This window comes from Planktothrix paucivesiculata PCC 9631 (assembly GCF_900009265.2).
Classification (GTDB): Bacteria; Cyanobacteriota; Cyanobacteriia; order Cyanobacteriales; family Microcoleaceae; genus Planktothrix; species Planktothrix paucivesiculata.
In genome coordinates this window covers 80,258-105,598 of sequence record NZ_LR735012.1, presented here as the reverse complement: position 1 = coordinate 105,598, position 25,341 = coordinate 80,258, and the positions used below count along the sequence as shown (strand labels likewise).

Sequence of the window (25,341 nt, the reverse complement as noted above, 5' to 3'; positions counted from 1 at the left end):
CATTACCCATTACCCATTACCCATTACCCATTACCCATTACCCATTACCCATTACCCATTCCCCATTACCCATTACCCATTCCCCATTCCCCATTCCCTTAGATATTGTGCCCAAGCTCTAATCTGTTGAGCCATCTGGCATCAATTAGGGTAGAATAGGGATTTCCAAACAGATCAGCATAATCTGGTTAAATCAGATTCAGTCTGATAGAATCTGAAAAATTCAAGAACCACAGACAATCTCACGAAAATCAAGTGAGTGGATCATGTTCGGCGGCTTGTCCGTTTCAGCCTGTAGACTGGATAGTCCCGACACTTCCACCGGCCAACTAGGAACAAAACCAAGATCAAAAAAATCCTAGATTTTGATTGATTGTTGTAGGTTTCTAAAAGTGCTTGGTAGAATGTCAAAATTAGACCCGTGTGAGGAGCAAATAGAGTGTCGAAAATACTACTGAAAGCATGGCTACTCAGTCCTGCCGTCTTAGGAGCTAGTTTATTAGCCCCGACCACAGCATTCGCAGAGTTACCCGTGACTGAGGCTCAATCCACTGCAATTGCAGCGGCAACCGAAGTATCTGCCTTGGCAGAAACCCCTTTGGAGCCCATCCAAACTGAGTTAAAAATCAGTGAGCAAGTCTCTGTAAGTCCTCTGGACACCTTGACCCTCACCCCACCGCAACAATTAGCTCAAGTTCCCGTGAACCCCCATGCTGGAGTTGGGCCGAGTAGAGGCATCGAAACTCCCGCTAATAATGAGATTCCCTTAGCGGATCTCGACGCAGCACCTCAAAGCGATGCGGTTAATAACGCCGAGGTGATGCAACAGCTTAATGAATATGGTCGTGAAGGTCGGGGCAACAAGCGCCAAGCTCAAGTTACCTCCGTCTCCCAACTATCCGACGTTCAACCGACGGACTGGGCGTTCCAAGCTCTACAATCCCTGGTAGAACGCTATGGGTGTATTGCAGGATATCCCGATGGAACTTTCAAAGGGAATCGTGCTTTAACCCGTTTTGAGTTCGCTGCTGGGGTGAACGCCTGTTTAGAGCGGATTAATGAACTGATTGCTGCCTCAACCAAAGATTTAGTCACCCGTGAGGATTTGGCGCAACTGCAACGCCTCATGGAAGAATTTGCAGCCGAATTGGCCAGTCTGCGCGGAAGAATTACGGTATTAGAAGCCCGCGCTGGGGAACTCGAAGCCAATCAATTCTCTACCACCACTAAACTGCGGGGAGAAGCGGTGTTCTGGGTTGGAGATGCCCTTGGGGATCGGGCTACAAATAACGTCGTTGGTCAGTTTGCCCATAAGAGTGATGACCCCGCCGAAGCCTATTTTGGCTACCGCGCTCGTTTAAACTTTGATACCAGTTTCACCGGCCAAGATTTACTCAGAACTCGTTTACAAGCCAACTCCATACCGGATTTGAGTGCTTTTGATGTCTCCAATACCTTAATGTCTCGGACGGGTATTGATGGTGAGAGTGACGGCGTGATTCTGGATACTCTGGCCTACCGTTACCCTATCTCGGGTGGAAAAGGTATTGTTTGGGTCGGCGCGAAAGGGTTAGTCTTGGATGATATTCAAGAGGTTGTCACTCCCTTTAGTGATGATGGAAGCGGTTCAATTTCTCGGTTTGGACGGTTTAACCCCACCACATTCCAAGGCCCTTCGGGTGCCGGTTTAGGGCTGAAATATGCCTTTAGTCATAACTTCAGAGCCAATATCGGTTATTTGGCGGATGATGTTTTCGCTTCTGATGCAAGTCAGGGTAACGGGATGTTCAATGGCAGTTACAGTGCCATGGCCCAATTGGTGTTTGCACCCAAGGACAACCTAACTTTTGCCGTGGATTATAACCACCGTTACTTCAGCAACGATAACATTTACGTTTCTGGCGGTACGGGCAGTTGGGGTGCTAATAAACCCTTCGGTGAAAACGCCACAACTTCTGATAACCTAGGGGTACAAATGAACTGGAGAGTGGCTCGCAGCTTCTCCATTGGCGGTTGGTTTGGGAGTACCTGGGCTGACCAAAAACGGGGAGGAAACGACACTGCTAACATTATCAACTGGGCTGCGGTGTTAGGGTTCCCCGATATTCTCCGCGAAGGGGATGCTGGCGGTTTAATTGTCGGGATGCCTCCGAAAGTCGTCAGTCATGATATTAGCGGCTTGGAAGACAAAGACACGGCTATTCATATTGAAGGCTTCTATCGCTTCCCCTTCAGTGAGTACATCTCTGTGACACCGGGTTTCTACGTTGTGACCAATCCTGATCACAATAGTAACAACGACACAATTTTTGTGGGAACACTGCGGACTCAATTCCGCTTCTAATTTCTTTTAATTCTATGATAAACCCAGTTTCCTTGAGAGGCTGGGTTTTTTTGTGACTTTTAAGATTGGGGTTTTGATCCGGTGTTCCGAACATTAATTAATTTGTTGAGAAGATCAAACCAAAAGGAAGAACCCATGGAAATTGCGATCGCAGTTAATCCCCATCCTAGTATAACTTTAAATAGTTGAATCCCCAGATTTCCGCTTAAATTAAACTGTTGATTTAAGTTAGATTGACCCCATCCTAAAGGCAAGGAAGAAAAATCTAATAAATAAGAATAAAGAAAATTTTCTGTTAAGTCTTGACAATCTTTTGTAGAGTTAACCTCGGAGTTTAAACAGTTATTTAGGGGAGAATCAGGATTTTTAGTTAATACAATATTAATGGTTTGACTCAGATTTTCTTGTAATACAGGTTCTTGAAAAAGACGATTAGCAATATTTAAGGTATCTGCATTTAATCCCATGGCTACGATAAACCCAATGGCCAGTGTAATCAATTTAACTTGACGTTTATAGACTCCCGATGCCCTGGTCATGGATTGTTCAAACCAATCACTGATAGCTGTTTCTAAGGATTCAAAATTAGCAGTATCTCCGGCTTTGTTTTTGGTTTTTATGGCTAAAATTTTAAATAGTTTAATTTGATCAGGATCAAAAAACTGTTTGATAGCTTCTGAGTTAATCGCTCGAATAAAATCATCAATAGTTAAACTATCTATTTCTGGTTGAACTCCAGATTTTTCTATAATGACACTAATTAATGCTAAAGCAAAAGTTGTACTCGGAATATAAGATGGCCCAACGGAATTTTTATTGCTGCGTTGTTTATAATCTTTCCAAGATTTAATTAAAGGGTATTGGTATAGAAGTTCTGTGGCTGAATCTCCTAGAATAAATTGGATAGAACGATATAAATTTTTAGCCCTCCAATCAAAAATTGAACTGGCTAAAAACTCTTGTATTTCTGATATTAATAAGCTCAGAAGTAAATAGATAAAAAATAAGCCGATCGCAACATTAAGCGTTGAGGGAATATTCATATTTGGTTAAAAGTGGGGAGAAATAAGAGGAAAAAAGCCCGGTCGGGCTTACTACAATTTTGGGATCATTGTATGATATCAATTAAAATTAACATAGTTTTAAGGATGTTGAATTATGCTTCAATCTAAAAAAATACCTCGTTTAGCGATAACATTAGGTGATCCATCGGGAATAGGGCCAGAGGTAATATTAAAAGCCTTAGCTGCTCCCGCACTACATCAACAGTGTGATCTAACTATAGTGGGAAGCGATCGGATTTTACACAAAACCTATCAGCAATTACAAACCCAGGGATTTCAGGCGGCAAAACCCGAGCAGTTACAGGTGATTAATTTAGATCCTGATCCGCGTTTACCGCCATTAGAAATTGGGGTCGGAAATCAAACCAGTGGGGCGCTCAGTTTCCAATATTTGGATACAGCTATTACCCGAACTTTACAAGGAGAATTTGATGGAATTATCACTGGGCCAATTGCCAAAAATCTCTGGAATTTAGCGGGTTATGATTACCCCGGACAAACGGAATTTTTAGCAGAAAAAGCCCAGGTTAAAAAGTTTGGAATGTTATTTGTAGCGCGATCGCCCTATACTGGCTGGACATTAAGAACCTTATTAGCGACAACCCATATTCCCTTATCCCAAATTTCCCAAACCTTAAACCCGGAATTAATGAGTTTAAAATTAGAGTTATTTGTTAAGTGTTTACGCCATGAATTTGGATTAGAAAATCCTAGAATTGCTGTGGCGGGATTAAATCCCCATAGTGGGGAAAATGGACAGTTAGGAACAGAGGAAAAAGACTGGTTAATTCCCTGGTTAAATCAACAACGCGATCGCTATCCTTATATTCAATTAGATGGCCCCATTCCCCCTGATACAATGTGGGTTAAGCCCGGTCAGGCTTGGTTTAATTTAGGGAAAAATGCCCATGATGCGTATATTGCATTATATCATGATCAAGGGTTAATTCCTGTCAAATTAATGGCATTTGATCGAGCGGTAAATACTACAATTGGTTTACCGTTTATTAGAACATCTCCTGATCATGGTACCGCCTTTGATATTGCCGGAAAAGGCATAGCTGATGGGTCTAGTATGAAAGCAGCTATAGAATTAGGCATAGAATTAGTCAATAATCGTATTAACCCTTAATTCAGATGGCAACCTCAAATTCTAAACCGTCTATTCTCTGGTTTCAGTTAATCGGATTATCCTTAATTCAAGGAGCAATTAGCTTAACTTGGTTACTGTATAGATTATATGTTCCTCAACTTTTAGCTTCCTTGGGATTTCCGGGTTTATTCCCAACTATTTTAGTAATTGAAAATGCGTTAGGAGTAATTATTGAACCCATAGCAGGAAATTTTTCTGACCGTCAACGGCGATGGCTAGGAACTCGTTTTCCCTTAATTAGTTTAGGGGTAATTTTAGCTTCCGGTTTATTTATAGGAATTCCCGTCTTTTATATTTTTGGTCAATCTTTCAATTCCATACATTGGATATTCCCAATTTTATTAATTTTATGGGCCGTTGCTATGGCGGTTTTTAGAAGTCCGGTTACGGCTTTATTAGGTCAATATGCAATAGAAACAAAACTTCCCCAAGCCATGAGTCTTTTGATTTTTATGGGAGGTATTATCGGGGCAATTCGTCCTATTTCTAGTAAGTTTATTCTAGGTTTAGGATCGGGAATTACTTTTACGATTGGGTCTTTGGTATTGTTGGGTTCCGTGGGAGTTTTAAGGTATTTTAATCCTGATTTAAGCGTTATTCCTCAGTCAGAAGAACCTGCTCAAAAATTATACCTGAGAAACTTAGTTTTTATTGCGTTCTTAGGGTTATTTGTAGCCTGGGAAACTCGATTAATTTTAGGAGAAGTTTTTCCTCAAGTAATTAAAAATTCCGGTGGCAATGTTCAATGGATCATGTTTACTGGATTAATTTTATTAGCATTTGCTTCCATCCCTGCGGGATTATTTGCTGTTAAAATTGGTAATAATAAAGCAACCTTAATCGGATTAATAACAACAACTATTTTATTATTATTATCGTCTTTTATTGTGAATAAATCTATCATTATTCTGATTAGTTTATTACTGATTGCCAGCTATAGTTTAGTTGCTAATGGGATTATCCCCATTGCCTTTTCTTTGATTCCATCCCAGAAAGGAGGTTTAGGAATAGGAGTATATTTTGGGGCCTTTTCTTTGGCGATGAGTGGATATGATTTAATGGTTAAACAACTGGGAAGTGTTAATCTAATTATCGGTTATCGTTTAGGAATCATGGCATTTTTAATCACAACTTTTTTAGTATTATTTTTGCCTAAATTAACATTTTCCAAAATAGTAGAATAAAGACAATTCCTGATCTATTTTAAAATCAACCTTAACCAATGTCTAAATTAATAATATCCTCAGAACAAATTCAAGCTATTTGTAGCCACGCTGAACAAACCTATCCCCAGGAATGTTGTGGCTTATTAATGGGTAAAATTAACCAAAATTATGATAAAATAATTGTAGATATTATTCTAACTGAAAACGCTTGGAATCCCGCAACTGCCAAAACCTTTGAGGAAGTAGAAACTACTAATAAACCCCTTACCTCAGAACATCGGTTTACGATTTCTCCTCAACAAATGATTCAAGCTCAAAAACAAGGACGCGATCGCAATTTAATCATAATAGGTATTTATCATTCCCATCCCGATCATCCCGCCATTCCCTCTGAATTTGATCGAATTTATGCTTGGTCAGACTATTCTTATATTATTATTTCTGTAGAAAAAGGAAAAGCTACCGACTTACAAAATTGGAGTTTAGATCAGAATCATCAATTTCAAGCTGAACCTTTAATCAGAGATTAACCCATCTTCCCCATCATCAGGTATAATATATAGTTTTGATGACCTAAACCCCTAAAAGGGACGGTTATATTTTTTGTCAAAATTGCTATGCTAAATCCGAATCTGGATGAAATCCAGTTAACGAAAGACGACTACGAACGGTACTCCCGCCACTTGATTTTACCAGAAGTCGGTCTGGAAGGTCAGAAACGCTTAAAAGCGGCGAGTGTGCTTTGCATTGGAACCGGGGGATTAGGTTCGCCCTTGCTGCTGTATTTGGCGGCGGCGGGCATTGGACGCATCGGAATTGTTGATTTTGATGTGGTCGATACCTCCAATCTGCAACGCCAAATTATTCACGGGACTGCTTGGGTGGGCAAACCCAAAATTGAATCGGCAAAAAACCGGATTTTGGAAATTAACCCCGCTTGTCAAGTTGACCTCTACAATACCCGCATCAGTTCAGAAAATGCCCTCGACCTGCTGCGACCCTATGATGTGATTGTAGACGGAACCGACAATTTCCCGACCCGATATTTGGTGAATGACGCCTGCGTGTTGCTGAACAAACCCAACGTCTACGGGTCAATTTTCCGGTTTGAAGGACAGGCAACGGTCTTTAACTACCAAGATGGGCCCAACTACCGAGATTTATACCCCGAACCCCCACCCCCCGGAATGGTTCCCTCCTGTGCAGAAGGCGGGGTTTTAGGAATTTTACCCGGTATGATTGGCGTCATTCAAGCCACAGAAACCGTTAAAATTATTCTGGGTCAAGGACGAACTTTAAGCGGACGTTTGTTATTATATAACGCTTTAGAAATGACGTTCCGGGAGTTAAAATTACGTCCCAATCCTGTCCGTCCGGTGATTGAAAAATTAATTGATTATGAGCAATTCTGCGGAATTCCTCAAGCACAAGAACAGGAGGCTAAACAGAAAATGGATATTCCTGAAATGACGGTTCAGGAACTGGAAAAATTACTCGGCAGTGGGGCGAAGGATTTTGTATTAATTGATGTGCGTAATCCCCATGAGTATGAAATTGCTAAAATTCCAGGTTCGGTGTTAATTCCTTTACCCGATATTGAACAGGGCAAAGGTATTGAACAGGTGAAAGAACTGTTAAATGGTCATCATTTAATTGCCCATTGTAAATCGGGAATGCGTTCTGGAAAAGCCCTAGGAATTCTGAAAGAAGCCGGAATTTCCGGGACTAATCTTAAAGGCGGAATTCTGGCTTGGAGTCGAGAAATTGATGATTCTGTTCCCGAGTATTAATTAAGGTTGTTTGGAACGAAACGAGTCTCACGAAAAGACGAGAAATGCTGGATTTGAGTTACAGACTCGTCTTTTTTATTGAGGTAAACTAGACCCAAGCAATCCTAAAAGATTTAGGGTAGGGGAAACTCATGAATTGCCCCTACCCTAATAGTTTTAGTCATAAAATTGATGAATTAATCTTGACGTTTGCGAAGGCGGCTACCGATTGCAGTCAGACCGACCAAAGCTAAACCTGCAAGACTACCGGGTTCGGGAACAGAAACGCCACCCGCTAGAGCAACACCGTCATTTCCACATTCTATGAAAAGGTTGGCCATATAGTTATAGTTGCCGTCGGCGAGTCCCAAATCCGCTTTATTCAGGCTAAAACCAAGGGTTTGAGATCCTTTAGCGTTGAAGAACCCAAAATCAAGTCCTTGACCCGTTAAGACAGCCGCAGATAGACTTTGAATCCCACCCAATTTGTTAGCACCGGAGTCAATCACATTCAGGATTGTTCCTTGACCGAAATAATTGTAAGCCGCAGCTTTGGTAGCCAGGTCAGTGCCTTGGGTGTTAGCTTTATCCCATCCATAATCGTAATATTGTTTTAAACTGCTATAGCCCGCATTGACACCTGTAACGCTGACACCTTTGACATTTCCATATAAACCTGTGGTAGCCACTTGGGAGTCATTGGTTCCCGCAAAACGAACTCCAAATAAGCTTCGTTGATTACTAGCGGTTGTGAAGTTTTTGTTCGTAAAGTTTAAGAATAAATCTCCCCAACCAATATTTTTATCGGCTGCTGAATTATTAGTTACACCTGTTAAAGGAGTTCCACCGGTGAGGGCGACAAAAATATTCTCGCTGGTTTCTTTAATCGCAATTCCTCTAATATTATAGCCTTCACCACCAGAGCCATCAGCGAAGGAATCAATTCCGTAGTTCCATTGATTATGTAATTGTCCAGCCATCGCCGGAAGACCGTTTACAGAGACTAAACAAAGACTAGCTACTGTGGTTCCAATTAATTTTTTTAGGGTTAAAGTTTTCATAAGTTGACTCCTGGGTGCTTCGGGTTGGGGCTTTCTTCCTTTCGATAAATACACTATAGTCGATGGCTGTTAAAGGAATGATATTGAAAATGCCTTAATTTGTAAAGTATTGATAAAAGGATTTAAACCCTGATTCTATAGTTTTTTTACTTTTTGTAACCCACTTAAACTATCTAAAACCGAGTAAAAATGCTGATCATTTTTATTAAAATTAAAAATCTCAATAATAGAGATTAATTTTCTCAGTGTTATTACGCAGATGAGAATTATAGCACTAAGCATGAGATCGCTTTAACAGGACAACCTCTTAAAGTCCCCCAATTTTGGGGGATTTAGGGGGCAAATATTGCTGCTTGAGAAATCTGTCTAAACACTATACATTTCAAGCCATCTAGCCCCCAACATTGGGGAGAAAATAAATAATTAGCTATTATCATTGGTATGCGATCGCCTACTTTTGACACGCTATATATAGCCTGCTTGCGTAAGTCCTGATTAAGCAAACTCATTCCCTATTCCCTTGTTACTGAGCGAAGTCGAAGTATTCCCTGTTCTCTAGCACCACGCGCTATATCAACAAAGATTAAGGAATGTTCTTATTGACTTTCAGCGATCGCTTGGGTTAAATCCATAATCAGATCATATCGAAAATTATCGGCTAATTGGATTAACAATTGACTAATGGGTTGATGAGAAACCGGAATTTTTTTAATCGCTTGATTGACTAACTTAGAATTAAGTTTCTGGGAAGCCTGATATAATTCTTGAACAATTGATTTTGGCAACAATGCTAATACTTCCGGGGTTAATTCAGCCAGATTATTTAATTGTGGTGGAGAACTATTTACCTCCGGTGCATCTTCCTCATAGATAAAACTAACTCCCAAATACTCAGAAATTTTTTTAAATAACAGATCTACTCGAAAGGGTTTTCTGATAAAATCATCACATCCTGCTGATAAAAACACGGATTGATCCTGTTGTAATGCACTGGCTGTTAAAGCAATAATAACAGTTGATTGACCTTGGGGCGAATGCTGTTTAATTCTTCGGGTTGTTTCATAACCATCCATAATTGGCATTCGCATATCCATAAAAATCAAATTCGGTTGCCAATTTTCCCAAATGGTAATGGCTTCTTGACCATTTTCTGCTTCTCTTAATTGAAATCCTAAAGGTTTTAAAACCTTAATTACTAACTGTCGATTTGTCCAATTATCATCAACTACTAAAATCCGATAGCTGGGTTGATTGGGGGCTAAACCGATGACTCTTTGGGGTATTTCTTGACAACTAACATCGGAAAAAATAGCTAATTTAGCTTGAATATAAAAGCGAAAAATTGTGCCTTTTCCTACTTGACTACTGACGGTAATTTCTCCTCCCATTAATTCTACAAACTGTTTGCTAATGGATAATCCTAATCCTGTTCCCTGTTGAGATTTACGTCCGGTTTCCGTTTGGATAAAGGGTTGAAAGAGTAACTCTAATTCCTCTGCGGAAATCCCTGACCCCGTATCTTCAATTTCAAAGCTGAGTAAAACTTGATTTGAAGAAATCCTATTATTTAAAGGTTTAACTTTTAAATTAATAGATCCCTTATTAGTAAATTTAATTGAATTTCCCAATAAATTAATTAATACCTGTCGCAATTTACTTTGATCGGTTTCAATATATTCAGCAAAACCCAAGTCAGAAATAATATTAAACTCTAAACCTTTAGATTTTGCTTTAAACGCTAACATATCTTGAATTGAATTGAGGAGAGAGGGTAAATCAAATTTAGAGGGATTTAATATAATTTGTCCGGCTTCAATTTTAGACATTTCCAAAACATCATTAATTAAATTCAATAGATGTTCACCACTGCGACCAATAATGTCTAAATGCTCTTGATGTTCTGCCAATAAAACCTGGGGATTTCGCTTTAAATCCCGTTCCATTAGTTGCGTAAATCCCAAGATAGCATTCATCGGGGTTCGTAATTCATGACTCATGCGGGCGAGAAATTCACTCTTAGCTCGATTAGCGGTTTCTGCGGCTTCTTTGGCTTGTTGTAAGGCAATTTCAGCTTGTTTGCGATCGCAAATATCCCGGACAATTGCACAACCATATTCTTTATTATTATATTCTAAATAACTCAAAGTAATTTCTACACTAATTTCTTGACCAGTTTTGGTTAAATGAACCGATTCAAAAGTAAAAGAACCCTCTTGTTTTAACTCCTCCCAAGAAATCGGCCATGCGTCTTCTAATGCTTGGGGATCAATATCTTTAACCCGCATTTTCAATAATGCTTCGCGGGAATATCCCAAAGTATTACAAGCTGCTTCATTAATATCAAAAAATTGTGCGTTACTATCTGTAAATAAAAAATAATCTCTGGATTTTTCAATAGAAAATTGCGTTAATCTTAACTTTTCATCAATTTCTTTTCGTTCCGTAATATCTTCAATTACCCCCAAAATTCCAATCACATTTCCCTCAGAATCCTGCATGGGAATGCGACTAATATCTAACCATAATTTTCGCCCATCAGCAGAAGGTTTTTGTTTAGGTGCAATTAAGTGCATTTCCGCTTGTTTGGAAGCCATCACCCGCCGATCCTGAGTCCGAAAAAAGTCCCCAATTTTAGGATCAGAAAATAGATCATGGTCAGTTTTTCCGATCACATATTCAGGACTTTCTAACTGTGCCGCTTCCGCCCAATTTGTATTACACCCCCTAAATACTAAATTCGTATCTTTCCAAAAGACTTGCTGGGGAATATTATTTAAAATTAAACGTAAATATTCTTCCCGCTCCTTAATATTTTCCTCGGCCAATTTGCGCTGGGTAATATTCTGGATTTGACCCATAACAGAACGGGGTTTGCCCTGAGCATCTAAACGTAAATAACCATTGACAATCGCATAAACCCAGTGTCCTTGTTTATGTTTATAACGGTTTTCAATTTGAAATTGTGATATTTTTTGAGTAATTAACTGATTGAAAGATTCAAAACTAATACTTTGATCATCAGGATGGGTAATCTGATTAAATTGAAATTCGATCAATTCAGCTTGAGAATATCCCACAAACTTACAAAAAGAAGAATTAACTTCTAAAAACTTCCCCTCCAAGGAAATTTCTACCATGCCAATTGGTGATAAATGGAACAGGTCTCGCCAATGGGATTGACTTTCTTGCAGTGCCATTTCCAGTTGCTGACGTGCTTTAATTTCCGTCGTAAGTTGTTCTTGTAAGACTTGTATTTGTGATCCTTGAGAACGTTTCATATCACCCTAATCCAATTTTGGTAATGTAAAATGGAATGTGGTTCCGATTCCCCATTCTGATTCTAACCAAATTTTTCCTTGATGACGTTCAACTATTTTTTTACAAATCGCTAACCCTACCCCACTGCCGGGATAGTCTTGATAGGTATGAAGACGCTGAAAGACTTGAAAAATCCGATCAAAGTTTTCGGGTTTAATTCCGATGCCATTATCTTCCACCCTAAATAGCCATTCTTCGGGTTTTTCCTGAACAGAAATTACAATTTTAGGCTGAATATTAGGACGTTGATATTTAATCCCATTGCCAATTAAATTCTGAAATAATTGTCCCAGTTGAATCCGATCTGCCCTGAGAGTGGGTAGGGTTTCGTGAGTAATGATAGCACAACTTTCTTCAATGGCACTATGTAAATGACCTAAAGATTTTCTCAAAATTTCTTGACAGTTGGTAATTTCAAAATGACGTTTTTTGGTTCCGACTCGACTATATTCAAGTAAGTTTTGGATCAGTTCTTGCATCCTAATCCCTTCTTCTAAAATCGGGGTGACATATTCCTCAGCTTCTTCTTCTAAATTGATTTCGGATTTTAATGCTAATAATAATTCTGCAAATCCGGTAATCGTTTGTAAAGGTTGCTGTAAATCGTGAGAAACGATATAGGCAAATTCTTCTAATTCTCGATTGGAACGCTGTAACTCTTGGTTTAACTGTTCTAGTTTAATATTTTTAGTTTGTAATTGTTGTTGTAAACGGCAAATAGTCAGTTGATTTTCAATCCGGGCAAAAACTTCTTCCACCTGAAACGGTTTAGTAATATAATCCGCTCCTCCCACATTAAAGGCTTTAACCTTATCGAAAACATCATCTAAGGCACTTAAAAAAATCACGGGGATTTCTGCCGTTTCTGCTTGATTTTTCAACCGTTTACAAACTTCATACCCATCCATTTCCGGCATTTTAATATCTAATAAAATTAAATCCGGTGGTTCATGCTTGACCGCCATTAATGCTAAATTTCCATTAATAGCACATTGAACCTCGTAGCCCTGTTCGCTGAGGGTTTTTGATAACAGCCTTAAATTATCGGGGGTGTCATCAACAATTAAAATATGACCTTGACAATCTGACATAAATTTTTTACCAAAAATCTGGGTTTAAAGTCTCGCTTTTTTAGAGGGACTTTTCCAGAATAATCTACTAAAATCCAGTTGGGGAAAAAAATTATTCCAAAGGAATAGGGGGCTAGGACGTAGATAGGGGAATCAAATTAAGCCAAAAACCCCTGAATCCCCCTGTTTTATCAAGGGGGATTGGAAAATCTTCACCTCGGATGGCTTTTACTGGCCTTCTAAACTGTCCAAACTGAGGGGAACCATATCGCCTTGAAACGTGAGTCCTAGAAACATTGCTTCTTTGGGTCGGATAATATTGCCTGTTAAAACGCAGCGTTCCTCCTGTTCTGCAATGGCGGAAATGTGGGCGCGGATATCTTCTCGGGTCAGGGATGGCCGATAATCTCCCGATTTTTGTTGGACATAATTCCAGAGGATGTCTCGAATCAATGCTTGATAGCCTTTGTTCTTGGCTAGTCCTTTTAATCTCTCTTTGAGATCCCGTTCTAGGCGAATGCTGGTGACTTCCATATCGGTGGTTGAAGTTTTGGGAAGGGTATACATAATTTTTCTCCTTGAAAAAGTAGACGTTTGTGTAATATTAGTGTAGTATAAATAACGTCAGATTAAAACTATCTAAAATTAAGGTTTAGCTTTCCGGTGATCAACCTATCCACACTTCGACAAAACTCCAATCGTTTCAAGGATTCTGGCTCCTACAGTGGAGTCATCCACTAATCGTTAACCATCAATCACTAACTATCACAGGACTTACGCACCCAACCAAAGAAACCGGGTTTTTTTACGAAAATACTGCGTTGTTACCCACTTATGTTCTAAAAAACCCGGTTTCTCGGGCCCCATGCGTAAGTCCTATATCAACTATCAACCCCTCACAAACCTTTGCTTTTTGCGAAAAGGGATCGATTAATCCATGCTGAAGTTAACTTATACCGAAACAACTTTTCATCTCGAGCGCCTGAGTCAATCTCCAGAGCAATTGGTGGCGCTGCGGGTGAAGTTGGCAATGCGAATGGGCCAAACTATGGTCGTGCAACCCAGTTCCGCCTCGTTTCTATTACCAGTGGGTTTACCCGCCCTCTCAATGTTGGAGGTGGCAGTGCGTCAACAGCAGTCAGAAGCGATCGCCTTATGTCTGGCGGATGCAGAGACCATCGAAGTTAGTTTAACCGGAACTTGGATCACGGTTGATCCAGAGGGTGAAACTGGAATTTTTCTGAGTGTTTTAGGCGATCGCACGGAATCTTTACTCTATCATCTCTGGCAAAAAGCCTATGGTAGTGCTTCCGTGGTTCGAGATTATTAATTAGGGCAGGGAACAACAGAAGGAATGTACCCGATAGATTTGGGCATTAGTCTATATTCCGGTGTTCCTTCCCTATTCCCTATTCCCTGTTCCCTGTTCCCTGTTCCCTATTTCCTATTTTTGATAAATTTCCAATGGCAAATGATCCGGATCTTGAAAAAATGTATATCGTTTTCCTGTAATTTCATCTAAACGAATCGGTTCTACTGCAATCCCCTTTCCCGATAAATCCCTAACGCTTTGGTCGATATCATCTACTTCAAAAGCTAAATGTCTTAAACCACAGGATTCCGGTTTATTCGGCCGTTGGGGAGGATCAAGAAAGGAAAATAACTCAATCTGATCCTGGGTTCCCACTCGCAGATCTAATTTATAAGAATTTCGTTCTTTTCTAAAGGTTTCTTGAATAATTTCAAACCCTAAAACATTCACATAAAAATCCTTAGATTTTTGATAATTAGAACAAATAATTGCAATATGATGAATTTTATTAATTTTCATACTTTTGAATACAATCCCTAATCATTGACGTCCAAAATTTGGGCCTTTGCCAACGGTGTTAACTTCTGCTATTCTATTAAAGTGTATACTCAAAAACGCTTCAACCCAACTTGCTGTATTCGTCGCTACAATCTTGGCCCCGTCTAGCCATTGGCTGCAATTTTTCTTCCTCAAGACCTAGACTAAATTCCAAATATAGAGTATAATTATTGACAATTCCCAATCAAGACGCTATATCTAGTGTTTGGGAAAATCATCGTGCAGAATCTAGGTGTTTGCCCATGTCTCATAATTTAATTCAGGCTGGAGTGATTGTTCCGAGTCAATGGCCCCTGGCCCGTGTCTGGTTGGAAGTTGCTACCTTACTGAGTATCGCACCTCGAAACATTGAGCGCCTAGAATTCTGGCAACACCAAATTTGGGTAAAAATTGAACAGAAAAAAGCCATTTTTGTCAGTTATCGTCGCCTCCCCCTCTGGAAAGAAACGGGGTTAGATGCCATTAAAAATTGTAGCGATCGCCCCTACTTAGATCAACTGGGGGAAATGCTCAGTTTAGAAGTGAAACAATACCCAACCCAGTATGAATCCTCCATCCTAGAAGCATGGCGGTCTGCCTGGGCGCAGAAATCCCAACAATTAAAACTGGAAGCCCAACGCCAAGCTCAAGAAGAAGAACGTCTCAGACCCCTGCGGGAGCGTCAACAAGCGGCTCAACAATGGCATGACGGCTGGAAAACCATTTTGCGTTACTGCAATAGCTTTGATGGCTTAGAACGTTTAGCCCCGGAACTTAAACAACAAAGCCAAGAATTTGCTGATCTGCCCCAAGGGGAAACGGCCATGGAACTTTGGCATCAACGATGGCAAGAATTGACCCACGCCACGGCTTAGTCTATAGGGCTAGGGAATAGGGAACAGGTAATGGGTAATGGGTAATGGGTAATGGGTAATGGGTAATGGGTAATACTTCGACTTCGCTCAGTAACAGGGTAATGGGTAATACTTCGACTTCGCTCAGTAACAGGGTAATGGGTAATGGGTAATGATTTTCAGGATTTAGAAGTGTCCTAACTGTAATGCTTAGTGCTATAGTGCATCGGGTGTTCTTTTATTTCTAACCCAAACTTCAAATCCTGATTAATTATGATATCCCCATTAACCATTCCCGATGCTCAATCTATTTTAAAGGGCTTTCTTTGTACAGATGCAATTCCCCCTATTTCCGATTCAGAAAAGGCTAAGATTCAAGCAGCTTTATTATTACTTAACCGGGAATCTGAATATCAAATGATTGGCATTTGTGCTGATTCCATGGCCGAGGCTTTAAGCGCATTAACAGATTATTTAAAAGCCTTTGAATATTCAATTAATGTAGAAGATCATGCCTTAGAACCTGTCTCGGAATCGGTCTATTTAAAATTCAATGGTCGCAGTCAAAATTTCTATATTAGTCCCTATTTAGAAAAATATCGTGGGGTGCTAATTTCTTTTCAATCCACCGATGAAAATGGAATTAATGGAGTATACGGACATTTTCCTTTAGATTTATTTGCCTAAATTAATAGTTTATAAAGTTCAAAATTCAAAATTTAAACCGTTTTAAACTTTGAACTTTGAACTTTAATTCTAGTAGACATCAACCCTTAAACCACTGCACCAGCAGAGGGTTGAGGGGGTTGAGGGGGTTGGGGAGGTGCGGGTGCGGGTGCGGGTTCATTAGAAACGCCGCCATAACCATCCATTACATTGTTGTAAAGTTGGATATACTCTCTAGCGGAATTTTCCCAACTAAAGTTTTCACTCATCGCCCGACGTTGCAGTTCTCGCCATTGATCTTTAAACCGGAAAGCTTCAGAAGCCCGAACCATTGAGGTATAAAAATCTAGGGGTTCATAGCGATCGAAACAGTATCCTGTACCCTGATAATTAATCGGATCATTATAGGATACCGTATCAACTAAACCGCCCGTCCGTCGAACAATCGGAATACAACCATAACGCATCGCCAACATCTGACTAATGCCGCAGGGTTCAAACCGACTCGGCATCACAAAGGCATCACAACCCGCATAAATCCGCCTTGAGAGGGCATCATTAAACAATAATTGCGTCGTCATCCGACCCGGATAACGGGAAGCCATGTGCCATAATTGGGTTTCATAATAGCGATCGCCCGTTCCTAAAACAATCAATTGACAATCGCTATAGGATAGGAATTGATCCATAATTTGAATTACCAGATCAATCCCTTTTTGTTCCACCAATCGCGTGACCATCCCCATTAAAAAAGTATTAGAATTAACTTCTAATCCCACTTCTTCTTGAATGGCAACTTTATTGGCGCGGCGATTTTCCAAACTATCAGCCGTAAACCTTTCGGGAATATAAGGGTCAGTCGCTGGGTTATAGGAATTCGTATCAATTCCATTTAAAATTCCCGTCATTTTGCCACTGACAAAGGAAAGTAACCCTTCTAAATTTTCCCCATAAGCTGCGGTTTGAATTTGTTCAGCATAAGTCGGTGAAACCGTTGTTACTCGGTCAGCCGCTTGTACTGCCGCCGCCATGGTATTGTGACCTTGCATATACCAAGGACACCAAGTAATTCGTTCCAAATACCAACGCCAAGGCCCTTGATATGCTAAATTATGAATAGTGAAGATTGTGGCAATATCTGGTGTTTCTTGCATCCAGACGGGGATCATTCCAGTATGCCAGTCGTGGCAATGAATGATATGGGGTTTCCAATAATTCCACGCAAATTCCGCCGCGCCACTAGAAAATAAAGTGAACCGCCACTCCTCATCCTCTCCGTAATAAACGCGACGAGGCATAAAAGAGGGATGCCCAAATAAATATAATGGCACGTCCGTTTTGGGAAATACCGTTTCAAAGACAGCAAAACGCTGATACATGGCATTTCCCCACCAGATCGGGTCTTTTGGGACTTTGATCTTATCGGCGAGAAAGCCATAATAGGGCATAAAGATCCGCACATCGTGTCCCATTGCCCGCAACACCTGCGGCAATGCACCGACCACATCTCCCATCCCACCTACTTTTGCTAAAGGTGCCGCTTCTGCGGCGACAAATAGAATTCGCATTTTAATTTTGCGTTCCCTTAGTTGCTCCGTAACGTCATCATACCTCTGGTGGGCGTACTATTGAAACGCTTTAATCTAGTTTACTGAATTAGCGATCTAGGTTAATCGAAAAGGTAATGCTCACTTCAAAAGAATTTCAAAATAGTATTGTATGTTGCAGTTAGCAGTAAATTTTACCGAAATCAACTGAATTGATGCTGTAGCTAGAGATTCGGTTATCAATGCCTTTTCGCAGGAGATTCAAAAAATGCTTGATCAACTGCTTAATTCTATTTCATCTTGGAGTGGGTTTTGCCGGGTATTTACCCGACTTTCCCTCCTGAGTACGACTTTAGCCTTAACTATGGTGGGAGGAGTCGCCTCGGCGAACACCGTCTTAGTTTCACAAAATCCTCATAATCCTGATTCGGAAACCGCCGTTGTCCAACGTAATTTCCTTAAGGATGGGGTTTACCTCTATGGTGAATCTCCCCAACCGGAACAAATTGGACAGTCTTACATGGTGTTTGAAGTTAAACAAGGTCAAGTAATTGGGGCGTTTTATATGCCGCGCTCATCTTTTGACTGTTTCACGGGAGTTCCCCAAGGAAATCATCTGAGTTTAAATATTATTGATAGTTATACTCAAGAGACTCATTCCTATCAAATTGGGTTAAATAATACGGCGGTTGTCGCTACCGTCGGAGGTCAGGTGAGCGAAAATAATCTAGTTTTAGAAGGATTTCATCGTCTTCCTAATCCTAGCGAAAATGATACTCGGATTTTGAATCAATGTAAAGCCCATCTGAATTCAAGGCTTTAGCTGAAACAGCCTCAAACTTAAGGTTTCTGTTTTTCTCGATAAACTCGAATTAATTCTGCACCAATACTAACGGCAATTTCTTCGGGAGTTAGTGCGCCAATTTCTAATCCGATGGGAGCATGAATTTTTTCGAGTTGATGGGGAGAAATTCCAGATTCTTGTAAATCTTGGTAAACCCAGTTAATCCGTTTTTGACTCCCTATCATTCCAATATATTGATAGGATAGATCCCAATTTAAAATTACCTTTAAGGCTTCAATATCATAAATATATCCTCGGCTTACCAAGGCAATATAGAGATGATCATGGGATGGTAGTTGTTCTAAAACATGGCTGACACTTTGATTAAAAATTTGAGCATGGGGAGGAAATCTTTGTGGATGGGTTAACTCAGTCCGAGAGTCTTGGATTATAATTTTAAAGCCAATAAAATCAGCTATTTTAGATAACTTTTCTCCGACATGACCCGCGCCTATAATTAATAAAGTCGGCGAGGGTTTCAAGGTTTCTATAAAGGTTTGATCAGAGATTATAATTGGGTTATTTTCGGGCAGTAAATACGGAAAAGTTTGATCAAAAGAAGTTACAATAATTGCAGATTTACCTATTTCTAAACTCTGTAAAATTTTTTCCGTTAATGCGATCGCTTTTTTCCCTGCCCATCTTTCCAATAAAACCTGCATTAATCCCCCACAAACCCCCTGGGTTTCACGGTCAGGAGCACCGGATAAATCAATTTCAACTAATTGCTTTTTTCCGGTTTTTAAAACTTCCCCAGCTTGCTGAATAACTTTAAATTCTCCCGCGCCTCCTCCAATAGTCTCAAAGGTTCGACCATCGGCACAAATTAACATTTTAGCCCCCATTTCTCGCGGGACTGAACCTTTAACCCGGGTGACAGTTGCCACCACCACATCCCCTTGATTTAAAACTTGAATCAGTTGTTGATAGAATTGAATCATTATAACACAAGAAAGTCAAGTAATCAATAGAAAACTGGATGAATAACTGCAATTATTTTAAGAATAAACTGAGTTTAATTGTACCTGTTCAATAGCATTTAAAATGGCTTCTGGCGTAGCAGGAGAAGCTAAAAAAACCGAATCCGTTTTACCAAAAGCTGCAATAGCTTCTTTAATTGCTTCTCTGACAGAAATGGCTAACATAAAAGGAGGTTCTCCCACCGCTTTACTACCATAAATTACCCCATCCTGGGCTGCCCGTTTTAATAAGTCAACTTTGAAATTTTTAGGGACTTCTTTAATGGTGGGAATTTTATAGGTACTTGGAGCAAATGTTTTTAATCTTCCTGAGTCATCCCAAATCAATTCTTCCATCGTTAACCACCCCATTCCCTGGACAAAACCTCCTTCTATTTGTCCCCTATCAATTAAAGGATTTAATGATTCTCCCACATCATGAACAATATCCACTTGGCGCAGTTTAAATGTCCCCGTAAATCCATCGATTTCGACTTCACTTACCGCTGCTCCATAGGCATAATAATAGAAGGGTCTACCCTTACCTATTTTCGGATCATAGTAAATATTAGGAGTGCGATAATAGCCCGTGGTAGACAAACTTACTCGTTGATTATAGGCTTGTTTAACTACTTCATTAAAAGCTATTCTTTGACTAGGATAACTTTGACAATAAATCCAATCTTGCTCAAAAACTAATTCTTGAGGTTCATCCAAATTTAACAACTTTGCAGCGACTTTTGCTAGTCGTTTTTTCAGGATTTCACAAGCATTTTTAATCGCTTGACCATTTAAGTCTGAACCACTAGAAGCAGCCGTAGCCGAGGTATTAGGTACTTTATCCGTACTCGTGGGCATGATTCTAAATCGTTCAATATTCACCCCTAAAGATTGGCAAGCAACCTGTAACATTTTAGTTTGTAAACCCTGACCCATTTCCGTCCCCCCATGATTAAGTTGAATACTCCCATCTAGGTAAATTAAAATTAAAGCACCTCCTTGATTATATTCGGTTTTGGTAAAGGAAATTCCAAATTTAACCGGAGTAATTGCTAACCCGCGTTTTTGATAATTATTATTTTGATTAAATTGCGCTATTTCTATTTTTCGCTCGGCAAAATTAGAGTTTAATTTAACTTCTTCCCAAACTCGCAAAATCCGATTATCAAAAATTTCTTGACCATAATGGGTAGTATTCGTTTCTGCTTCTCCGTGATAAAAATTACGTTCTCTGACTAATTCAGGGGGTAAACCTAATTTACGCGCTATTCTCCCTATTATTTCTTCAATAATAGCCATTCCTTGCGGCCCACCAAATCCCCTAAAAGCCGTATTAGAAACCTTATTAGTTTTCAGGACTTGACCTCGAATTTCTAAGTTTGGAATATAATAACAATTATCCAAATGAAACATCGCCCGTTGTAAAATAGGGAAGGATAAATCCGCACTCCAACCCCCATCGGAATATAAATCAATATCTAAGGCTAAAAGTTGACCTTTTGAGTTAAATCCCACTTGATATTGACATAAAAAAGGATGTCGTTTTCCGGTGGTAATCATATCTTGATCTCGTTTGAGTCGAACTCGCGCCGGACATCCGGTTTTTTGGGCGGCTAAAGCGGCTATAGCTGCGGTAGGATTAGCTTGGGTTTCTTTGCCTCCAAACCCTCCTCCCATGCGTAAACAAGTGACAACTATTTGATTTCTGGGAATTCCTAAAACCTCGGAAATAATCGCTTGAGTTTCACTAGGATGTTGAGTAGAAGCATAGACTTGATAATTGTCTTCAACATTGGGAATAACCCAACTAACTTGAGTTTCTAAATAAAAATGATCTTGACCTGGAATTTCAATCTCTCCGGTTAAAATAAACTCAGATTCCTGTAAAGCAGAGGTAATATTTCCCCGACGCATAATATTTTTATCGGCGTGAACACTATTATTTTTAATTGCGTCTTTAATTGTTAAAATCGGGGTTAATACTTCATAGTCAATTTTTATAGTTTCGGCTGCTTTTTGGGCTGTATTTTCCGTTTCTGCAACCACCCAAACTACAGGTTGACCCCAATAGTTAATTTCATCAGTAGGTAATAGAACTTCATCGTGTTTAATGGTTCCTGTGTTATTATTGCCTTTGATATCATTAGCTGTTAAAATAGTAATAAGACCTGGAATATTATCTAAGTTTGAGCTATCAATTTTTAATATTTTTGCCTTAGCATAAGGGGATAATACAGGCCATAAATATAACATTCCATTGGGTAATCTTTGGTCATCGGTATAAATCGCTTTTCCCGTAACATGACCAACAGCACTTTCATGGGGTTTAGATTTATTATTATCTTCCATATTTTTATCCTTAAATTCGTTGTTGCGCGTTGTTGCGCTTCAGCGCAATCTTTACAAAGCCACTCATTTGTTGTTGCGCTTCAGCGCTCCCAATAAGGGCTAAAGCCCAACAACGTTTTATGGGGGAGAAAACTCTAGGAAGAACTTTTCAAACAAATTAGCAACTAATCGTTTTCTATAACTAGCACTTCCTCGTAAATCCGTCAAGGGATTAAAAACATTTTTTAACCTCATTTTAGCTTGTTGAATTGTTGCCAAATTCCAAGGTTTTCCGATTAACATTTCTTCAATCTCAATCGCTCTTAAGGGAATTGCTGCGACTCCACCATAGGCGAGTCTAGCATAAATAATTGTATTATTTGTATCCAAATCAATTGTAAAGGCTGCGGACACAATACTAATATCATCGGTTCCCCGTTTTCCGACTTTATAAGATTGACTCAAACGCCTCACCGCATTTTTAGTAATCGTTTTAGGAATAATAATTGAAACAATCACTTCTTGGGGTTGTAATTGGGTTTGACGATAACCCTTAAAAAATTCATTGATAGAAATTATTCGTTCTCCGGTTAAACTTTCTAACCGAATTTGAGCATCTAAAGATAATAAAACCGGGGCTAAATCTCCAATAGGAGAAGCTGTAGCAATATTGCCTCCAATAGTAGCACGGTTACGAATTTGTTTACCCGCAAACCAGGTTAACATTTCATCTAAACTCGGGAATATTCCCCTTAATTGTTCTTGAATATAACTCAAAGGAATAGCAGCGCCGATTTCTATAGTCTCTGAATTTTGTTGAATTTGTTGGAGTTCTGCAACGGATTCTAAAGAAATTAGAGTGGGAAATTCTTGGCGATGATGACTTATTTCTAAGCCTAAATCTGTTCCTCCTGCAATTAATTGAGCTTGGGGATACTGTTGTAAAAGATCTAAAACCTCCGAGAGTTGAATCGGACGGAAAAACTGTTGACAAGAAGTAATATATTTGATAGAATTAAGTTGTAAATTAATCTCTTGTAAACGTTGGCTAAACTGATCGCAAACATGGGAGTTATTAACGGCTTCTGCGGCTTTCATAATCGGTAAATAACCCGTGCATCGACATAAATTCCCTTCTAAAGATTCATCATCAACTTTACCGTTATAGTACGCAGAAAATAAACTCATAATAAAGCCCGGGGTACAATAGCCACATTGGGAACCCCCCAAACTAACCATCGCTTCCTGTACCGGATGCAGACCGTCTTTCCCAACACCTTCAACGGTAATTATTTCCCGCCCCACCATCGTTGCTAAGGGAATTAAACAACTATTGATTGCTAGATATTGGGGCCGTCCGTCCGCCCCCTGACCGATAACCGCAACGGTACAAGCACCACAGTCCCCATCCCCACAACCTTCCTTTGTTCCAACCCTTCCACTACTTCGCAAATATTCTAATAAAGTCAGGGTGGGAGAAAGGTCTTGGATATCGACTTTTTGACTATTAATTATTAGGCTAAAAGTGTTATTTTGCATAAGGTATAGTCTTTAGAAAAGTGTTTGTTGTTGCGCTTCAGCGCTCTTTGTAGGGGCACTCATCTCAACAACTTACTTAGATTATTTCAAAAATATCAAACCACTATATAAATGAAAGGCATTATCCCAAAGACTTTCTGATTTTCGAGATAAATCAATATGGGGTTTAATCCGACCGAGAAATTGAGTATAATCTAATGTGGTTTCGGCAAAAGGTGTAAACTCAGACCAGAGTTGAGCATGAGTTAAGAATAAATTTAACTGTTCTTTTAACAGATTCCAATGAATTCTATTGGTATTTTGGGAAGCGGGTAAGGTTTCTGGGGAAAATTGAGTAAAATCAATCCCTTGGTGAAAATCATAATTTTGGTCACAAATTCTTAAAATACAACCCCGTTTAGGCAAGTGTAAATCATAGATTTGAGCATAATCTTGGGTGGTTTCTTTATGACGAAATCGTTCGGATTTGGGGCGCCGGGGATCATAATCTAAGGATTCTACAAATATAGGTAATAATCCCTCAACCCGTTGGGTAACTTCTTGCCAATTAAAAGTCATAGACCCTAATTGCTCTTGTTCATTTTGACAAATAATAGTCGGTTGAGGTGATAAACTTTGAATCGATTTGATCCGAAAAACCTGGAGTTTTTGAATCTCTGTTAAAGCCACCCAAAATACCGGAATTCCGGCTTCTAACATTTCTTGACCATAAACCTTTAATTCTCCCATTTCCCCAGTTTTATACAGTCGCCAACCCCGACTTTGTAGCTGCATTCGGGCGGTATAGGGATCGGTTTTTAACATTCGGGCTAGGGTTTGGGCGGCAATTTGTTTTTTTTCTGGGGCCAAAGGTTCTAAAATTAAAATCCCTAATTCTTGATTTTTCGGGTCAGCTTTAGCTTGAATAATTGCTTCTTGACGTCGATTTTGTTCAATATCTTCAATCCGTTGTAACCCCTGACGCGCCTGGGAGACAATTTTAGGGTTTGTCGCATCTTTAAGTAATTTCCGATAAACCTTTTCGGCGGTTTCTAATTTATCTGTCCCTTCATACCAACGCCCAGCATACAACTGTACCCAAAAATTCTGGGGTTCTTGTTTTTGCAGTTGCTTGAGGAGTTTTGCGGCTTGGCGGTAGTCCTGACGGTCTAGGGCTTCCGCGACTTCTTCAAGTTCTTTCATGGTTTTACCTCTTGCCCTAATATTATTGTGCCATTTATTTTCTAATAAAATCACCTCCCCGTAATTAACAGGAAGGTGAAAATAAAATAAGGATAGTTAAATCAACTTATTTGGGGCAAACGGAAATATTATTAGCATTCAGAACAACTGTTCCAGCGCTTTGCTGTTGGATTAACACGGGGTTGCCTGTATCAGTTTTGATGATTAAAGGACTTAAAGCCAGACATCCTTGAACCAATTCGCCCCATTCTTCCACTTTGCGAGTATATTCAGCCCGAATCCGGGGAACATCATCCAAGGTAATACCATTGGGGATTGGAGGTAAGTTAGGGATAAACACCGTATCGGTAATCACCGCATCACTGGTGATGCTGCTATCAGCCCCTAAGTCATACATAATCGGAAACTTGAAGGCTGCGGGCAGGGTTCTATCGGGGAAACCCAGGTCGGGTAAACTGTAATAAATCGGGGGGTCAACCCGTCCAAGATCTGGATCTTTGGGTTGATATTTATAGTCGAAGTCAGAGGGAACTACAGGTACCCCAATAGGATTTTGAGCGACAGCAGGTAACTGTGAAGCTACTGCGATTAGGGCGCATAGGCCACCAACCAGTTTAGAATTCATTGT

General features: G+C 39.8%; 21 protein-coding genes. 9 read left to right on the top strand and 12 right to left on the bottom strand.

Going from position 1 to position 25,341, the window contains the following annotated elements:
* Positions 1–439: 439 nt before the first annotated feature.
* Positions 440–2,344: an iron uptake porin gene (locus PL9631_RS10530; protein WP_083619971.1), complete on the top strand. Its 1,905-nt coding sequence runs from the start codon at positions 440–442 to the stop codon at positions 2,342–2,344.
* Between the two features lie 59 nt (positions 2,345–2,403).
* Here PL9631_RS10530 and PL9631_RS10525 read toward each other — a convergent pair whose 3' ends face one another.
* The gene (locus tag PL9631_RS10525) at positions 2,404–3,387 is read right to left on the bottom strand and encodes a hypothetical protein (RefSeq protein WP_083619968.1); all 984 of its coding nucleotides are present in this window, start codon (positions 3,385–3,387) and stop codon (positions 2,404–2,406) included.
* Positions 3,388–3,502: 115 nt separating this feature from the next.
* On the opposite strand from PL9631_RS10525, the gene pdxA reads away from it, so the two are divergent.
* The 4 genes from pdxA (at position 3,503) to moeB (ending at position 7,517) form a co-directional block, all read left to right on the top strand.
* Positions 3,503–4,540 carry a 4-hydroxythreonine-4-phosphate dehydrogenase PdxA gene (pdxA, locus tag PL9631_RS10520; RefSeq protein ID WP_083619965.1) on the top strand — a complete coding sequence of 346 codons (1,038 nt, stop codon included), beginning with the start codon at positions 3,503–3,505 and terminating at the stop codon, positions 4,538–4,540.
* 5 nt (positions 4,541–4,545) lie between these two features.
* Positions 4,546–5,745, top strand: coding sequence for a hypothetical protein (locus PL9631_RS10515; protein WP_083619962.1), 1,200 nt, complete (start codon positions 4,546–4,548; stop codon positions 5,743–5,745).
* Positions 5,746–5,783: 38 nt separating this feature from the next.
* Positions 5,784–6,257, top strand: coding sequence for a Mov34/MPN/PAD-1 family protein (locus tag PL9631_RS10510; RefSeq protein WP_083619959.1), 474 nt, complete (start codon positions 5,784–5,786; stop codon positions 6,255–6,257).
* An 87-nt stretch (positions 6,258–6,344) separates the two neighbouring features.
* Complete coding sequence (gene moeB, locus PL9631_RS10505) at positions 6,345–7,517, top strand: molybdopterin-synthase adenylyltransferase MoeB (protein ID WP_083619956.1); 1,173 nt, start codon at positions 6,345–6,347, stop codon at positions 7,515–7,517.
* 176 nt (positions 7,518–7,693) lie between these two features.
* On the opposite strand, the gene PL9631_RS10500 is transcribed toward moeB, so the two are convergent.
* The 4 genes from PL9631_RS10500 to PL9631_RS10485 form a co-directional block, all read right to left on the bottom strand.
* On the bottom strand, positions 7,694–8,557 hold the full coding sequence (locus PL9631_RS10500) for a PEP-CTERM sorting domain-containing protein (RefSeq protein WP_083619952.1): 864 nt from the start codon (positions 8,555–8,557) through the stop codon (positions 7,694–7,696).
* Positions 8,558–9,153: 596 nt separating this feature from the next.
* Positions 9,154–11,835: a PAS domain S-box protein gene (locus tag PL9631_RS10495; RefSeq protein ID WP_083619949.1), complete on the bottom strand. Its 2,682-nt coding sequence runs from the start codon at positions 11,833–11,835 to the stop codon at positions 9,154–9,156.
* Between the two features lie 6 nt (positions 11,836–11,841).
* Positions 11,842–12,966: a response regulator gene (locus PL9631_RS10490; protein ID WP_083619946.1), complete on the bottom strand. Its 1,125-nt coding sequence runs from the start codon at positions 12,964–12,966 to the stop codon at positions 11,842–11,844.
* A gap of 207 nt (positions 12,967–13,173) precedes the next feature.
* Positions 13,174–13,512 carry a ribbon-helix-helix domain-containing protein gene (locus PL9631_RS10485; RefSeq protein ID WP_083619943.1) on the bottom strand — a complete coding sequence of 113 codons (339 nt, stop codon included), beginning with the start codon at positions 13,510–13,512 and terminating at the stop codon, positions 13,174–13,176.
* Between the two features lie 370 nt (positions 13,513–13,882).
* On the opposite strand from PL9631_RS10485, the gene PL9631_RS10480 reads away from it, so the two are divergent.
* On the top strand, positions 13,883–14,275 hold the full coding sequence (locus PL9631_RS10480; protein ID WP_083619940.1) for an alr0857 family protein: 393 nt from the start codon (positions 13,883–13,885) through the stop codon (positions 14,273–14,275).
* Between the two features lie 114 nt (positions 14,276–14,389).
* Here PL9631_RS10480 and gloA2 read toward each other — a convergent pair whose 3' ends face one another.
* On the bottom strand, positions 14,390–14,776 hold the full coding sequence (gene gloA2 / locus PL9631_RS10475) for an SMU1112c/YaeR family gloxylase I-like metalloprotein (protein WP_083619937.1): 387 nt from the start codon (positions 14,774–14,776) through the stop codon (positions 14,390–14,392).
* A 281-nt stretch (positions 14,777–15,057) separates the two neighbouring features.
* Here gloA2 and PL9631_RS10470 point away from each other — a divergent pair, with 281 nt between their 5' ends.
* Together PL9631_RS10470 and PL9631_RS10465 are read left to right on the top strand one after the other, a co-directional pair.
* On the top strand, positions 15,058–15,669 hold the full coding sequence (locus tag PL9631_RS10470; protein WP_083619934.1) for a hypothetical protein: 612 nt from the start codon (positions 15,058–15,060) through the stop codon (positions 15,667–15,669).
* A gap of 252 nt (positions 15,670–15,921) precedes the next feature.
* Positions 15,922–16,335 (top strand): DUF1824 family protein, encoded by a 414-nt coding sequence (locus PL9631_RS10465; RefSeq protein ID WP_083619931.1) that lies wholly within the window; start codon positions 15,922–15,924, stop codon positions 16,333–16,335.
* A gap of 86 nt (positions 16,336–16,421) precedes the next feature.
* On the opposite strand, the gene glgA is transcribed toward PL9631_RS10465, so the two are convergent.
* The gene (glgA, locus tag PL9631_RS10460) at positions 16,422–17,882 is read right to left on the bottom strand and encodes a glycogen synthase GlgA (protein ID WP_083619928.1); all 1,461 of its coding nucleotides are present in this window, start codon (positions 17,880–17,882) and stop codon (positions 16,422–16,424) included.
* Between the two features lie 247 nt (positions 17,883–18,129).
* Between glgA and PL9631_RS10455 the strand changes: the two genes are divergently transcribed.
* Entirely contained in the window at positions 18,130–18,684 is a 555-nt protein-coding gene (locus PL9631_RS10455) for a hypothetical protein (RefSeq protein ID WP_083619925.1), read from the top strand.
* Positions 18,685–18,701: 17 nt separating this feature from the next.
* Here the strand turns inward: PL9631_RS10455 and PL9631_RS10450 are convergent, their stop codons facing one another.
* From PL9631_RS10450 to PL9631_RS10430, 5 genes are all read right to left on the bottom strand, one after another.
* Entirely contained in the window at positions 18,702–19,646 is a 945-nt protein-coding gene (locus PL9631_RS10450) for an XdhC family protein (RefSeq protein WP_083619922.1), read from the bottom strand.
* A gap of 57 nt (positions 19,647–19,703) precedes the next feature.
* Positions 19,704–22,013, bottom strand: coding sequence for a xanthine dehydrogenase molybdopterin binding subunit (gene xdhB / locus PL9631_RS10445; RefSeq protein WP_083619919.1), 2,310 nt, complete (start codon positions 22,011–22,013; stop codon positions 19,704–19,706).
* 117 nt (positions 22,014–22,130) lie between these two features.
* Entirely contained in the window at positions 22,131–23,531 is a 1,401-nt protein-coding gene (gene xdhA, locus PL9631_RS10440; RefSeq protein ID WP_083619916.1) for a xanthine dehydrogenase small subunit, read from the bottom strand.
* An 81-nt stretch (positions 23,532–23,612) separates the two neighbouring features.
* Positions 23,613–24,713, bottom strand: coding sequence for a tetratricopeptide repeat protein (locus PL9631_RS10435; RefSeq protein ID WP_083619913.1), 1,101 nt, complete (start codon positions 24,711–24,713; stop codon positions 23,613–23,615).
* 106 nt (positions 24,714–24,819) lie between these two features.
* Complete coding sequence (locus tag PL9631_RS10430; RefSeq protein ID WP_083619910.1) at positions 24,820–25,338, bottom strand: hypothetical protein; 519 nt, start codon at positions 25,336–25,338, stop codon at positions 24,820–24,822.
* Positions 25,339–25,341: the final 3 nt, after the last annotated feature.